Source organism: Pseudomonas tumuqii, from assembly GCF_013184545.1.
Taxonomy (GTDB): domain Bacteria; phylum Pseudomonadota; class Gammaproteobacteria; order Pseudomonadales; family Pseudomonadaceae; genus Aquipseudomonas; species Aquipseudomonas tumuqii.
On record NZ_JAAOJA010000025.1, the window covers coordinates 13926 to 27017 of the forward strand.

Annotated in this window: 14 protein-coding genes; 1 reads left to right on the forward strand and 13 read right to left on the reverse strand. The window is 64.9% G+C overall.

Translation table 11 applies throughout. The features are described from left to right. Positions 1 to 35 precede the first annotated feature (35 nt). From G9C89_RS23900 to G9C89_RS23950, 11 genes are all read right to left on the reverse strand, one after another. Positions 36 to 938: a type II secretion system minor pseudopilin gene (locus G9C89_RS23900; protein ID WP_172153026.1), complete on the reverse strand. Its 903-nt coding sequence runs from the start codon at positions 936 to 938 to the stop codon at positions 36 to 38. Next, positions 916 to 1581 (reverse strand): prepilin-type N-terminal cleavage/methylation domain-containing protein, encoded by a 666-nt coding sequence (locus G9C89_RS23905; protein WP_172153028.1) that lies wholly within the window; start codon positions 1579 to 1581, stop codon positions 916 to 918. Before G9C89_RS23905 ends, G9C89_RS23900 begins: the two co-directional genes overlap by 23 nt. Next, positions 1578 to 1970 (reverse strand): type IV pilus modification PilV family protein, encoded by a 393-nt coding sequence (locus G9C89_RS23910; RefSeq protein WP_172153030.1) that lies wholly within the window; start codon positions 1968 to 1970, stop codon positions 1578 to 1580. The genes G9C89_RS23905 and G9C89_RS23910 overlap by 4 nt, the downstream gene beginning before the upstream one ends. Beyond that, positions 1963 to 2517 (reverse strand): GspH/FimT family pseudopilin, encoded by a 555-nt coding sequence (locus G9C89_RS23915; RefSeq protein ID WP_172153056.1) that lies wholly within the window; start codon positions 2515 to 2517, stop codon positions 1963 to 1965. Before G9C89_RS23915 ends, G9C89_RS23910 begins: the two co-directional genes overlap by 8 nt. Beyond that, positions 2498 to 2956, reverse strand: a complete 459-nt coding sequence (gene gspG / locus G9C89_RS23920; RefSeq protein ID WP_172153032.1) for a type II secretion system major pseudopilin GspG — start codon at positions 2954 to 2956, stop codon at positions 2498 to 2500. Before gspG ends, G9C89_RS23915 begins: the two co-directional genes overlap by 20 nt. 14 nt (positions 2957 to 2970) lie before the next feature. Continuing rightward, positions 2971 to 4191, reverse strand: coding sequence for a type II secretion system F family protein (locus G9C89_RS23925; RefSeq protein ID WP_172153042.1), 1221 nt, complete (start codon positions 4189 to 4191; stop codon positions 2971 to 2973). A gap of 2 nt (positions 4192 to 4193) precedes the next feature. Then, positions 4194 to 5891 (reverse strand): type II secretion system ATPase GspE, encoded by a 1698-nt coding sequence (gspE, locus tag G9C89_RS23930; protein ID WP_256674378.1) that lies wholly within the window; start codon positions 5889 to 5891, stop codon positions 4194 to 4196. A gap of 179 nt (positions 5892 to 6070) precedes the next feature. Continuing rightward, positions 6071 to 7267, reverse strand: a complete 1197-nt coding sequence (locus tag G9C89_RS23935; RefSeq protein ID WP_172153058.1) for an ABC transporter permease — start codon at positions 7265 to 7267, stop codon at positions 6071 to 6073. Positions 7268 to 7589: 322 nt separating this feature from the next. Continuing rightward, positions 7590 to 8804, reverse strand: a complete 1215-nt coding sequence (locus tag G9C89_RS23940) for an ABC transporter permease (protein ID WP_172153046.1) — start codon at positions 8802 to 8804, stop codon at positions 7590 to 7592. Continuing rightward, on the reverse strand, positions 8791 to 9486 hold the full coding sequence (locus tag G9C89_RS23945; RefSeq protein WP_172153048.1) for an ABC transporter ATP-binding protein: 696 nt from the start codon (positions 9484 to 9486) through the stop codon (positions 8791 to 8793). Before G9C89_RS23945 ends, G9C89_RS23940 begins: the two co-directional genes overlap by 14 nt. Next, a complete protein-coding gene (locus G9C89_RS23950; protein WP_172153050.1) occupies positions 9483 to 10628 on the reverse strand; it encodes an efflux RND transporter periplasmic adaptor subunit in 1146 nt (381 codons plus the stop codon). Before G9C89_RS23950 ends, G9C89_RS23945 begins: the two co-directional genes overlap by 4 nt. 321 nt (positions 10629 to 10949) lie before the next feature. Here G9C89_RS23950 and G9C89_RS23955 point away from each other — a divergent pair, with 321 nt between their 5' ends. Continuing rightward, complete coding sequence (locus G9C89_RS23955) at positions 10950 to 11867, forward strand: D-hexose-6-phosphate mutarotase (RefSeq protein ID WP_172153052.1); 918 nt, start codon at positions 10950 to 10952, stop codon at positions 11865 to 11867. 388 nt (positions 11868 to 12255) lie between these two features. On the opposite strand, the gene G9C89_RS23960 is transcribed toward G9C89_RS23955, so the two are convergent. After that, entirely contained in the window at positions 12256 to 12744 is a 489-nt protein-coding gene (locus tag G9C89_RS23960) for a hypothetical protein (protein WP_172153054.1), read from the reverse strand. A gap of 153 nt (positions 12745 to 12897) precedes the next feature. Beyond that, positions 12898 to 13092, reverse strand: a 195-nt coding sequence (locus G9C89_RS25065) for a hypothetical protein (RefSeq protein ID WP_218575971.1), incomplete at its 5' end; no start/stop codon positions are given.

A 13092-nucleotide genomic window follows, 5' to 3' on the forward strand; every position in this document is an offset into this window, starting at 1 on the left:
CCTTTGTTCAAGGACGCTTCAGCAGCAACAGGACCTCACTGCTGGAGACTGTTCTGTAGCACCTGGACACCCTGTATACGGCCAATGCCACGCCGGCGTACCAGCAGCTGTTGCCGGATCTTTACACCCGGTCCCACTGCTGTATCCGTAACGATAGAGTAGTTGACGCCCGGCGCATTGGGAGACAGCAATAACGGATCCACGCCGGTCAGCAGCGGCGGCCGCTCGCCCACGGCGTAGTTGCGCCGGCGCTCCTCGATATAGCTCTCGATGCTCTCTGGGCGGATCCCCGGCAGCGCCAGCAACACCTCGCGCGGCGCCACCATGGGGTTGACCTCGGCCTTGTTCGAATACAGGGTCAACGCCGGCAATACCTGCTGGTAAAGCGCCTCGCTCATGCCCAGCACCTGACGCAGGTCCTCCAGTTTCTCGAACGGCTGGTTGGCCGGTCCCAGCAGCCCAGCCACGCGGTATTGCTCCTCTTCGGCACCCGTCGGGCGCAGCAGGTCGTCCTCATCGCGCCAGTCGAGAATGACTTCGGCCTGGGCCAGCGCCGCCTTCTCGTCCAGCCCCACCGATTCGAACAGCCCCGCCAACAGCTGCAGGTCGGCCTCGTTCAGGTCGATCTTGCCCTGCTCGTCGAACAGCGCCACCGCGACACTGATGCCATCCAGCTCCAGGCTGCGCACGCTGCCATCGGCCAGCCAGCCGGCGGTGTTGGTCTGCAACAGGCTCCATACACCCCAGTTGACGCCGGCCTCGGCGACATGCCGGGCGCTGGCGGCCAGGCGCGCGTTGCCCGCCAGTTGCAGCTCGGTGCGGCTGCCGGTCGACAGGTTGAGGGCGATCAGCGACAGCAGCACCAGCAGCCAGAGCACGCCGACCAGCGCCACTCCGCTTGCGCCCCGGCGGGCCTCAACGGCTCCTGAAGATGGCATAGGCCATGTCCCTCGGCGCGACCAGCAGTTCTGCCACGTCACTCTTGCGCCGTCGTGGCGGGGTCAGGCGCAACAGCACCGGCAAGCCGGAGCGCTGCTGCCATTGGCTCTGCCAGTCCAGCTCGCCGTCGGCGCGGCGCTCCAGGTAGGCGAAGCTCCATGCCCTGGGCAGCCCCTCGACCAGCACCTTGCGCCCGCCATCACTGGCCAGGGTATCGGCCAAGAAGGTCCAGTTGAGCTCTTCCATCTCCACAAAGGGCATGTAACGCAGCTCCAGCTGCCAGGCCAGGCCTTTGGCCGTGATCTGCTTGTCCTGCACCAGATGCACCCAGTACAGCTGCTCGCTGTTGTCCAGCGCCGGCAGATAGGCGACAAAAATGACCTGCTCCTCGTCACCGAAGAAGGCCAGCTGCTGCATGCCCTCGTCGTCGAGCACCGAGACCTCCTGGGGGCTTTCCAGCAGGCGGCGCAGCAGGGACTGGGTCAGGTAGCTGCGCTCCATTTCCTGCTGACGCAATTCGGCGCTATTCCAGCTGCGCAGGGCGACATGCAGGCCACCGTAGGCCAGCATCGCCACCAGGCTGGCGAGCATCATCGCCACCAGCAGCTCGACCAGGGTGAACCCCTGCAGCGGGCGCATCATGGCGTTTCCTGCAGCAGGCGGATGGTACTCAGGCTGACCCGTTCGGCCGGGCGCCTACCCCAGCTGACCGAGACGCGGATCAACAGGGGCGTGACGCTGTAGCGCATGCCGGGTTCCTGATTGTCGAATTGATAGGGCTCGATCTCGCTTTCCCAGTCGTAGCGGCTGTCCAGGCGCCCCCCATCCTTGCCCTCGCTGCTGCCGTCGAGGTGGATCAGTACCTCCGCCAGCTTGGACTCGGCCAGTTGCAAAGCGACCTGGTGATGGTCGGCGGTGCCCAGGGAGTTCAATGACTGCGAGACGATGCGCATCAGCACGCTCATGCTCAGGCTGAGGATGAGGAACGCCACCAGCACTTCCAGCAGGGTGAAGCCGCGCGAACTAGTCATCCGCCTCACGTTCGTCCTCCAGTGGCTGCTCTTGCTCTTGCTCTTGATCCTTTTCCTGCTCGAGCGGCGGCGCTTCCTCCAACAGGCCGCGCTGCACCCGCCCGCTCAGCCAGTCGACACTCACCGCCTCGCTGCGGCCATCGTCCAGGGCCAGGCTGAGGCTGCCGCCGGACGAGTCGCCGCGCGGGTAGAACAGGATCTGCGCCGTGCCCATTGCCATGTCACTGTCACTGGCACCGGGCCCGGCCTCGAGCGCCAGGCTGAAGTGCTCGGGCACCATATAGGGTTGCTCACGGTAGCTCAGACGCAGGCCGCCGCTCTCGGCATCCTGGCTGATCGCCACCGGGACTCCACTGAGAATCGCCTGGCTGCGTGCGTGGCGCAGCAGCCCCGCCAGCTTGCGGCTCTCGGCCTCCAGGGTGAGGCCCGGCAGCAGGCGCTGGAAAGCCGGCCCGACCATGCTGATCGCCAGGCTGGCGATCACCAGCACCACCAGCAGCTCCATCAGGGTGAAGCCGCGCAGCCTGCTACTCCCAGCTGCGCACATCGCGATCCTCTCCGTCGCCCCCCTCGCGGTTATCGGCCCCCAGGCTCCACAGGTCGAAGTCGCCGTACTGCCCTGGCGCCCGGTATTGAAAGTCGTTGCCCCAGGGGTCCTTGCGAATCACGTTTTTCTTCAGGTACGGCCCATTCCAGCCGTCGACGTTACGCGGCTTGGTGATCAGCGCGTCGAGCCCCTGGTCGCTGCTGGGATAGCGGCCCAGCTCCAGGCGGTAGAGGTCCAGGGCCGAACTCAGCTCCTGGATCTGCAGCGCGGCGGCCTTGGTCTTCGAGCCGCTCAACTGCTTGAACACCTGCGGCCCCACCAGACTGGCCATCAGGCCGAGAATCACCAGGACCACGAGGATTTCCAGCAGGGTAAAACCGGCACTGCGCCTGTCTGCATGGGTGAACAATGAGAATCTAGGTCTGCTTCGACTGTGCATGGGTTTCTCCCTGGTCAAATCGGTATTTCGGTAATGCTCATGATGGCTACCAGCACCGACAGGATGATGCCGGCGATCAGCAGGCCGAGACCGACAATCAATGCCGGTTCCAGTACCGCCAACAGGCGCGCAATGGAGACCTCGACTTCGCGGTCATAGGTATCCGCGACCTTCAGCAGCATCTCGTCGAGATGTCCGGTCTCCTCGCCCACCTGGATCATTTGCAACGCCAGCACCGGAAACACCCCGGAGGCCAGCAGCGGCGCCGCCAGTTGGCGGCCCTGTTTCAGGCTCTCGGTGGCGATGCCGACCTGTTCCACCATCAACTGGTTGCTCAGGGTCTGGCGGGCAATGCCCAGCGCCTGCAGCAAGGCCACCCCGCCCGTCAACAGGGTGCCCAGGCTGCGGGCGAAGCGCGCGGTTTCGATGCGCTGGCGCAGCGCGCCGAACAGCGGCACACGCAACACCAGACGATCCCATTGCAGGCGGTAAACCGGCTGTTTGAGCAGGCGCCGCCAGCCCCAGACCGCCACGATCACGGCCAGCGCCATCCAGCCGGCCGAGCTGCGCAACAGCTCGGCCACGCCGATGACGATCTGGGTCGACAACGGCAGCGCCGCGCCCATGTCGTCGAACAATTGGCGAAACTGGGGAATCACATAGGTGAGGATCACCAGCAGCGAACTCACCGAGACCAGCAGCAGGATCACCGGGTAGATCAGCGCCGACACCAGACGGTCGCGTAGCGACTTGCTGCGCTCCAGGTAATAGGCCAGGTTGCTCAGGCCGGCGGCCAGGTCGCCGCCCACTTCCGAGGCCTGCACCATGCTGATATAGAAGCCGGAAAACAGTTCCGGGCGTTCGCCAAGGATGCGCGACAGGCTGACCCCGCGACGCACCCCTTCCTGAATCGGGGTGATCAGTTGTTGCGCCAGCGGATCGACACTGACCCGCAGCATGATTTCCAGCGAGCGATCCAGCGGCACGCCCGATTGCAGCAGCGAGGCCAGGTGCTGGGTGAACAGGATCACCAGCTTCTTGCTCCGCGAATGGCGCAACAGGTCGTTGAAGTCGAACTGCAACCAGTTCTGCCAGCCACGCCGGGTGCCGATTTCCAGCGGGATCAAGCCACGCGTGCGCAACTGGTCGAGCACCGCCTGTTCGTCGGCGACCTCGAGCTGGCCCTGCTGAATCTCGCCGTTGTCGGTTACCGCGCGGTAGTAAAAGAGTGGCACGCTCAACCCTCCTGCGTGACGCGCAGCACTTCTTCGATGTTGGTGGTGCCGTCCAGCGCCTTCAGGCAACCGTCCTCGTACATGCTCAGCATGCCTTCCTCGCGCGCCACCTGACGCAGCGCCCCGGCGTCGGCATGGGTGAGGATCAGGCTGCGGATGGCATCGCTCATGGTCAGCACTTCGATGATGGCGATGCGGCCGTGGTAACCGGTGCCATTGCAGGCACTGCAGCCCTTGGCCCGATAGAGCGTCACCGGCCGCTCGCCGGCCAGGCGATCCAGGCGCAACTCGCGGAGCATTTCCGCCAGCGGCTGGTAGGGCTCGCGGCACGCGGTACAGAGCATGCGCACCAGGCGCTGGGCCAGCACCGCATTCAGGGTCGAGGTCAGCAGGTAGTCTTCGACGCCCATCTCCAGCAGGCGGGTGATGCTGCTCGGCGCATCGTTGGTGTGCAGGGTGGAGAGCACCAGGTGGCCGGTCAGCGCCGACTGGATGCAGATGCGCGCAGTTTCCAGGTCGCGCATCTCGCCGACCATGATCACGTCCGGGTCCTGGCGCACGATCGAGCGCAGGGCATTGGCGAAGGTCAGGCCGATGGCCGGCTTGATCTGGATCTGGTTGACCCCCTCGAGCTGGTACTCGACCGGGTCCTCGACGGTGATCAGCTTGCTCTCGCTGGTATTGAGGGTGTTCAGCGCGGTGTACAGGGTGGTGGTCTTGCCGCTGCCGGTGGGCCCGGTGACCAGCAGCACGCCGTGGGGAATCTTCAGCACGCTCTGCAGGCGCTGCAGCGGCTGGGCGCTGAACCCCAGGGCGGCGAAGTCGAGCACCACGCTCTCGCGGTTGAGCAGGCGCAGCACCACGCTCTCGCCGTGCATGGTCGGCACCGTGGAGACGCGGATATCGAGGTCGTTGCCCTGGATGCGCATCTCGATCCGGCCGTCCTGCGGCAGGCGCCGCTCGGCGATGTTCAGCCGCGCCATCAGCTTGATCCGCGAGATCACCGCCGGCGACAGGTGCACCGGCGGCGCCTCGGTTTCCTGCAGCACGCCGTCGACCCGGTAGCGAACCTTGAGCCGACTCTCGAAGGGTTCGACATGGATGTCCGAGGCACGCAGCTCCACCGCGCGCTGGATGATCAGGTTGACCAGGCGGATCACCGGCGCCTCGCTGGCGCGGTCGCGCAGCTGTTCGACGTCCTCCACCGACTCCTGCTCGGACGGCTCGACCCGCGAGAGGATGTCGCCCATCTGGCTCTGGCCCTGGCCATGCATGCGCTCGATAGCGGTATCGATTTCCGAGCCGAGCGCCACCCGCGGGACGATCCGGCAGCCGCAGGCCAGGGTCAACGCATCCAGCACGAAATGATCCTGCGGATCGGCCATGGCCACCAGCAACTGGCCGTCGTCGAACTCCAGCGGCAGGGCGCGGCATTCCTTGAGGAAGCGATAGGACAGGCGCTCGGCCAGCAACGGTGCCGTGGGAAAGTCGCTGGCTGCGACCCGCGGCAGGCCCAGCAACTGCGACAGCTGCTGGGCGATATCCTGTTCGGAAACCAGGCCCAGGCGGTTGAGCAGGGTCGCCAGGGATTGCCCCTCGACCTGCCCGGCCTGCATGCGCAGGACGCGGTTGTAGTCAGCCTCGGTCAAGCGCCCGGCCTTGACCAGGGCCAGCCCGAGATTGAGCGATTCAACAGGCAATACGTCACCTTGTGCGGCAAGCATAGTGTTCCAGCCTCGGGCTCGACCTACTGCACACGACTCCCTCGTGATCGCTCAACGCCCAGCATGATCCGTTTCAATTTTGCGACATGCTTCACTATAGACGCTGACTTGCGGGCTGTCGGATTGCCTCCGGGTAAGGCAGATCGACGGCGAGGCTATTCAGTGCGCAGCGCATCCACCGGATGCAGGCGTGCCGCGCGGCGTGCCGGGGCGATGCCGGCGAACAGGCCGATGATCGCCGACAGCAGCAACGCCAGCAGCAGGAAGCCGGGCGCGAGGTCCAGCGGCAGGCCGGGCAGGCTCAGATGGAGAACCGCCAGCAGCAGCGCCATCAGCAGCAGGCCGAGCACCCCGCCGGCCAACGACAGCAGCGCCGCTTCGGCGAGAAACAGCCCCAGCACCTGCCGCGGCGTGGCGCCGAGGGCGCGCAGCAAGCCGATCTCGGCGGTGCGCTCGCCGACCGTGGTGGTCATGATGGTGAGAATGCCCACCGCTCCCACCAGCAGCGAGATGCCACCGAGGGCGGCGACGGCGAGGGTCAGGGTGCCGAGGATGCGGTCGAGGCTGGCGAGCATGTCGTCCTGGGTAGTCAGGCTGAAATCTTCGACACCATGGCGCTCGATCAACACCTGGCGAATCCGCCCGCTCAGCTGCCGCGAACTGGTGCCGGCGGTGAACATCACATTGATCTCCATCAGGCCGTCACGGTTGAACAGGCTCTGCGCCCAGTCCACCGGGATGTAGGCGATGTCGTCGAGGTCGAAGCCGAGCAGCTGGCCCTTCTCCTCGATCACCCCGATCACCCGGAAGCGCACGCCGCCGACCCGGATCGCCTCGCCCAGCGGACTGGCCTCGCCGAACAGCTCCTGACGCAGCTTGTGGCCGAGTACCGCAAAGGGTGGCGAGCGGCCGTCGCGGGCCGGCGGCAGGAACTGGCCGAGGGCCAGGCGAAAACGCCAGGCCTCGGCCAACTGGTGACCGCTGCCGATGATGTCGCTGTTGCGGCTCATCACCCCGTGCTGGATGTCGCCACTGCCCTGGATGATCGGCACCACCGCCTCGACATGCGCCAGGCGACCCAGGGCATCGGCATCGCTCAGGCTCAACGGACGCACGCTGCTGAGAATGCCGCCGAGGCCGCCGGTCTGGGTCTTGCCCGGATGCACGGCGATGATCCGCGTGCCGAACTGCGAGAAGTTATCCAGCACATAGACCCGCATGCCTTCGCCGATGGCGGTGAGCAGCGCCACCGCCGCGATGCCGATGGCCACCCCGAGCAGGGTCAGCAGGCTGCGCAACGGCCGGCTGGTCAGGGTCGTGGCCGTGAGCTGGAGGCCATCCTGCCAGCGCATCATGCCCGTGCCCTTATGCACGGGTTATTGGTGCGCACGGCGCACCCTACCCCGAACCGCGCCCCAACCCCGTAGGGTGTCGCGGGGCCGCCCAGGCCGCGCGCACCATGGCATCTTATCTGCGCGCGCCCGGCAGCCTCCCACGCCTCGGACGCCTGCAGGAACGATGGGGGACGGTGCCCGCGATGCTTTTGTGCCGCCTGATGTTCGCGGGCATGGGACAAGGTGTCTCCCACCGCTCCTACGCAAGATGTGCGGCGGTTCACCTCGGACCGCGCGCCCGACCCGTAGGGTGCGCCGCGCGCACCATGGGGTCTCCTGCTCATGCCCGTGCCCCCGGCGGGCGCAATGCCGCCAGCGGCTCCATGCGCGCCGCCTGGCTGGCCGGCAGCCAGGCGAACAGCAAGGCGGCGAGCAGCGCCAACAGCAGCGAACCGAAGCGAGCCCACACCGGCGTCTGCAGGGGAATTTCCCACAACTGGCGGCCGAACCAGAGCAGCGCCTCGCTCAGGCCCAGGCCGATCAGGCCGCCGGCCAGGGCCAGCAGCGCCGCCTCGCCGACGAACAACGCGCGCACCTGCGCCGGGCGCGCGCCCAGGGCCTTGAGCAGGCCGATCTCGGCGGTGCGCTGGTTCACCGCGATCCAGGTCACGTTCATGATCAGGATGCCGGCCACCAGCAGGCTGATCGCGGCGATCCCGGCCAGGGCCAGGCTGAGGACGTCGAGAATGCCGTCGAACGCCGCCAGCATCGAGTCCTGGCTGATCAGGGTGACGTCCTCCTTGCCCTCGTGGCGGGCGCTGATGGTCTCGAGGATCTGCCGCTTGCCGCTGGCGAGAAAGTGCGGCCCGCGCAGTTCGGCGAACACCCGGAACAACCCCTCGCGGTTGAACAGCACCTGGGCGCTGGCCACCGGGATGATCAGCATCTCGCCGAAGTCCATGCCCAGTGATTCGCCGCGCTCGCCGAGAATGCCCACCACCCGGAAACGCCGGTCGCCGGCGCGCAGCCACTCGCCCAGGGCCGGCCCGCTGCCGAACAACTCGCGCCTGAGGGTGAAGCCGATCACGCAGACCGCCTCGGCCTGGTCCAGGGGCAGCGCCGGCAGGATCTGCCCCTGCGCCACGTCGAGCTGGCGGATGGCGAAGAATTCGTGGCTGGTGCCCAGGGTGAAGGCCTCGCGCACCCGGTTGCCGACGCTGACCTCGACCTGTCCGGCCTGCAGCGGCGCGACTCGCCGTACGCTGGGCAAGCGGCCGATGGCCTCGGCGTCGCCCAGGGTCAGGTCGCGGGTGGCCAGGCCGGTCAGCGGCGGCATGCCGCCGCTGGTTTCCTTGCGCCCCGGCAGCACGATCAGGGTGTTGCGCCCGAGCAGGGAGAACTCGCCGATGACGAACTGCCGCGCGCCCTCGGCCAGGCCAGTGAGCAAGTTCACCGCGACTACGCCGATGGCCATGGCCAACAGCAGCATCAGGCTGCGCGAGCGGTGGCCGCGCAGGGCGCCGAGCATCAGCCCCAGGCCGTCAGCCGCGCGCATCGCCCGGACCCTGCTGGATGTCGTCGATGATCTGGCCGTCGCACATGCTCAGGCGCCGCCGCGCCCGGCCGCCGATGGCCGGGTCGTGGGTCACCACCAGCAGGGTCAGGCCCTCGCCGTTGAGTTCCTCGAGCAGCGCCACCACCTCGGTGCCGGAATGGCTGTCGAGGTTGCCGGTAGGTTCGTCCGCCAGCAGCAGCGCCGGCTGCATGACCATGGCGCGGGCGATGGCCACGCGCTGACGCTGGCCGCCGGACAGCTCGGCCGGGCGATGCTTGACCCGATCGCCGAGGTTCAGCCGCTCGATCAGGCGCGCGCTGCGCCGGTGGCGTTCGGCCGGCTCGATACCGGCCAGGAGCATCGGCAGCTCGATGTTCTCCAGGGCGGTCAGGCGCGGGATCAAATGATAGGACTGGAAGACGAAGCCGATATGGCGGCTGCGCAGTTCGGCGCGGCGGTTCTCGTCGAGCGCCGCGGTGGCCTCGCCGTTCAGCCAGTACTCGCCGCTGTCGGGCGCATCCAGCAGGCCGAGGATATTCAGCAGGGTCGACTTGCCCGAGCCGGACGGCCCCATCACCGCCAGGTACTCGCCGGGGCTGACCTGCAGATCGACCTGGTCCAGGCCCTTGACCTGCTGATCGCCGAGGACGAAGCAGCGGCTGACCCCGCTTAGGCGGATCATGGCGCGGTCTCATCCTCGGCAATCACCGCCACCCCATCGGCCAGGCCATCCTGCTCCAGGCTGGCGAGAATCCGCTCGCCCTCGGCCAGCCCATCGAGCACCTCGGTCCAGCGCCAGTTGGCCAGCCCGGTGCGCAAACGCACCTCGCGCAGCACCCCGGCCGCGGCGTCATAGCGCAGCACCCGGCGCCCTTCCAGCAGACTTTCGGTCGGAATGCGCAAGGCCTGCGGGCGCTGCTCGATGAGCACTTCGACGTCGGCGCTGTAGCCGGTCAGCAGCGCCAGATCGACCGGCACCGGGTCAAAACGCGCCTCCACATCGACGGTACGCGCCTGGCGTTCGAGGTCGCGGACGAAGGGTGCGATGCGGCTGACCTGGCCCGCGAAATGCTCGCCGCGAAAGGCGTCCAGGCTGATCCGCACCGGCATGCCGGGCTCGACCCGCGCCGCATCCACCTCGTCGATCGGCGCCTCGACATACAGGCAGCTGTCATCGATCAGGTCCACCGCCGGCGGCGTCGGAATGCCCGGTGGCGAAGGGGTGACGAACTCGCCGACCTCGCCGTTGATCTCGGCGATGATCCCGGCGAAGGGCGCGCGCAGGGTGGCCTGATCGAGCAGCGCGCGCTGCAGGGCCAGGTTCGCCTCGGTCTCGCGGATCGCCATGGCGGCGGCGCTGCAGGCCAGCGCCGACAGCCGCGCGCGGGTGGCGCTCTGATCGACCCGGTCCGCCGCCACCAACTGCCGCTCTTGCAGGCGCGCCAGACGCTGGTGGTCGCGGTGTTCCAGATCCGCCTGCAGGCAACGCTGCTGACGCTGGTTGCCCAACCCCTCCAGGCGCGCCTCGACCTCGCGCACGCGGGCCTGCAATTCGTCCTGGCGCAGGCGCATCAACACCTGGCCGGCCGCGACCCGCTGGCCCTCCTCGACCAGGCGCTCGCTGACCTGGGCGCCCAGGTTGAACGACAGTTGGGTACGCCGGCAGGCCTTGAGCGTACCGGCGCGGGTATTGGCCACCAGGGTCTCGACCGGACCGCGCTCCACCGTGACCAGACGCACCGGCAGCGGCTGCGGTCGACTCCACCACCAGAACGCCGCCGCCAGCGCCAACAACAGCGGCACAGCCATCAACATCTTGCGCATCGCAGCCTCCCTTTGCTCGGGTTCAGCCTAGGCCAGAGGGAACCGGGCAACAATGCGCCAAGTCAGTGAACTGCTGTGTCTGGCCTTTGCCGGCACAGCGGTTCACACTTTCTATAAGAGGTTGTGAAAATATCGAGCGACGTAGCGAGGCCGTCTCCAGGCGTTCGCGGCAAGGCGCGCTACGTGAAAAGGAGGGGGAGTTTAGTGAGCTAAATGACCCTGCTTTTCACGTAACGCAACGCCGCAGCGGGCGTTTGGAGGCGGCCGCAGTAGACGAGAGCATTTTCACAAGCTCTCACAGAGCCATTGAGGAACGCAGTCATGATCGGAGCCGAACAACGCCCGCTGGTCGAGCGGGTGGAAATGAACCAACTGGCCTGTTGGCGTGTGCGCACCGCCAACGCCGAACTGCTGGTCGCGCAACAGGGCGCGCAGATCCTCAGCTACCAACGCGATGGCGAGCAGCCGCTGATCTGGCTCAGCGAACAGGCCGAATTCGAGCAAGGCCAGGGCGTGCGCGGCGGGGTGCCGGTGTGCTGGCCCTGGTTCGGCGACCTGCGGCGCAACCCGCAGGCAATCCAGGCGATGTATCAGGGCGGCAGCCTGGTGCCGGCCCACGGCCTGGTACGGGCGCTCGACTGGCAGCTACTCGGCATCGATAGCCAGGACCACAGCGTGGTCCTCGAATTCGTCTTCAACAGTGTCGAGCAGCCGCAGCCGGAATGGCCGCATGCCGCCGAGCTGAAGCTGCGCATCCGCCTCGACGAGCAGCTGCACCTCGAACTCGAGACGCGCAACCTCGGCGACACGCCCCTGGCCTTCAGCCAGGCCCTGCACAGCTACTTCGCCGTCAGCGATATTCGCCAGGTGCGCGTCGAGGGACTGCGGGGCTGCAGCTACATCGACACCCTGGACAACTGGCTGGAGCGGCAACAGAGCGACACCCTGAGCTTTCACGGCGAAACCGACCGCATCTACCTGAATACCCCGGCGCAACTGAGCATCGTCGACCCCGCCTGGCAGCGGCGCATCCAGCTACGCAGCAGCGGCTCACGCTCGGCCGTACTGTGGAACCCCTGGATCGACAAGGCCCGGCGCCTCTCGCAATTCGCCGAAGACGCCTGGCAAGGCATGCTCTGTATCGAACACGCCAACGTCCTCGACGATCACATCCTGCTCGCTCCCGGCGCCCAGCACCGGCTCAGCGTCAGCCTGTGGAGCGAAGCGCTGCCGGCCTGAGACGACAAGCCGCTGACGGCTTGATTGCCGTTGGCGGGGACGCGCGTGGAATAAATAAAGGATCAAAAGTTGCGGGTCTTTCTTTAATAAAGGCCCGCTATTGGGACGGTAACTGGCGGTTGCGAATGGCTGGAAACGGCCCAAGCTGTGTCAAAACGTTTTAGAGCGAGCTTGACAGTCAGAATCGCAACGAAATACGCGTTCCTATGCAAATTTTAGGGCTGCTGACCAACCAAACGCTGGCAGATTTTACGTAGCAACGCAGACTTCATAACGGTGTCTGCGTTTTTACACGGCCTGGGCCAAAAGCAGCCGGTCTATACTTATAAATAAATTCGCCCATTTTACTCTTGAGTGCTTGACTCTTGGTTTGTTTGCTCAGATATTTTTATCTTCTATTAGTGAACGCTTCAGATATGAAATAGAAGGCCATATATAAAGGCAGCGATAGCATTAGAGAATTAAGCATAAAATTTATAATAATGCTTTCTGAAAAGCCTCTCATGTAGACTCCATTACCCGGATTCTCCACTCCTGAGTAAATAAACGCCATTCCAGCCAGGGACAAGGCAAAACAAAACAAACTGCCACCCGCTCTGAGTTTTTTAAAGTGCAATATTTTTAGGATTAAAGGGGCGAATGCGATGGACGCTGGAAGTATTAACATCCAAAAAATTTTATGCATCGATTCGGTTTGGCACTTATATTTTGTCATTCCGGCAATCTTTTCAATTCCAGGTACAATTGTTATCACAAAGTCCCCAAGGACTGGATTCAAGTCCATGCAAAATTCGGCCGCAATAGCGAATATTGTGGAGCAAAATAAATACACCAATACAAATCCATCCTTCATAATAGTCTCTAGGTATTTATTCATATTTCATTACTCCCTTCAGCCCCTTCAGCCCCTTCAGCGCATTTGTGTTTTCTAAGCGGGCTTAGCAAAAGGGTGTAGTGGTCTAGGTGGGTAAATCACTATTCACCATTTTGGCGACCATATGAAAACGAGTGTCTAAAAATATAGAATAATTCAGATTGATCGTGCTTTTCTTAGAAAGAAAATTGAAATAGGCAATATCAATATCCCTATTGACAGAAAAACCCAAGGAAACTCTGAAGAAGACTTCCTGATTTTGGCAAAATACCCGGATTCCACCCGCTGAGTTTTCCGATGAAGCAGATGACCTTCGCCGACGCCGAGTACGCAGGCAAGCGCAAGCAGACC

Coding starts and splice junctions, on each gene's coding strand:
- gspG (WP_172153032.1), bottom strand. CDS start 2,956: ATGCACAGTCGAAGCAGACCTAGATTCTCATTGTTCACCCATGCAGAC.
- G9C89_RS23935 (WP_172153058.1), bottom strand. CDS start 7,267: ATGCGCTGGCAGGATGGCCTCCAGCTCACGGCCACGACCCTGACCAGC.
- G9C89_RS23910 (WP_172153030.1), bottom strand. CDS start 1,970: ATGACTAGTTCGCGCGGCTTCACCCTGCTGGAAGTGCTGGTGGCGTTC.
- G9C89_RS23900 (WP_172153026.1), bottom strand. CDS start 938: ATGCCATCTTCAGGAGCCGTTGAGGCCCGCCGGGGCGCAAGCGGAGTG.
- G9C89_RS23905 (WP_172153028.1), bottom strand. CDS start 1,581: ATGATGCGCCCGCTGCAGGGGTTCACCCTGGTCGAGCTGCTGGTGGCG.
- G9C89_RS23915 (WP_172153056.1), bottom strand. CDS start 2,517: ATGTGCGCAGCTGGGAGTAGCAGGCTGCGCGGCTTCACCCTGATGGAG.
- G9C89_RS23950 (WP_172153050.1), bottom strand. CDS start 10,628: ATGCGCAAGATGTTGATGGCTGTGCCGCTGTTGTTGGCGCTGGCGGCG.
- G9C89_RS23940 (WP_172153046.1), bottom strand. CDS start 8,804: ATGCGCGCGGCTGACGGCCTGGGGCTGATGCTCGGCGCCCTGCGCGGC.
- G9C89_RS23945 (WP_172153048.1), bottom strand. CDS start 9,486: ATGATCCGCCTAAGCGGGGTCAGCCGCTGCTTCGTCCTCGGCGATCAG.
- G9C89_RS23955 (WP_172153052.1), top strand. CDS start 10,950: ATGATCGGAGCCGAACAACGCCCGCTGGTCGAGCGGGTGGAAATGAAC.
- G9C89_RS23960 (WP_172153054.1), bottom strand. CDS start 12,744: ATGAATAAATACCTAGAGACTATTATGAAGGATGGATTTGTATTGGTG.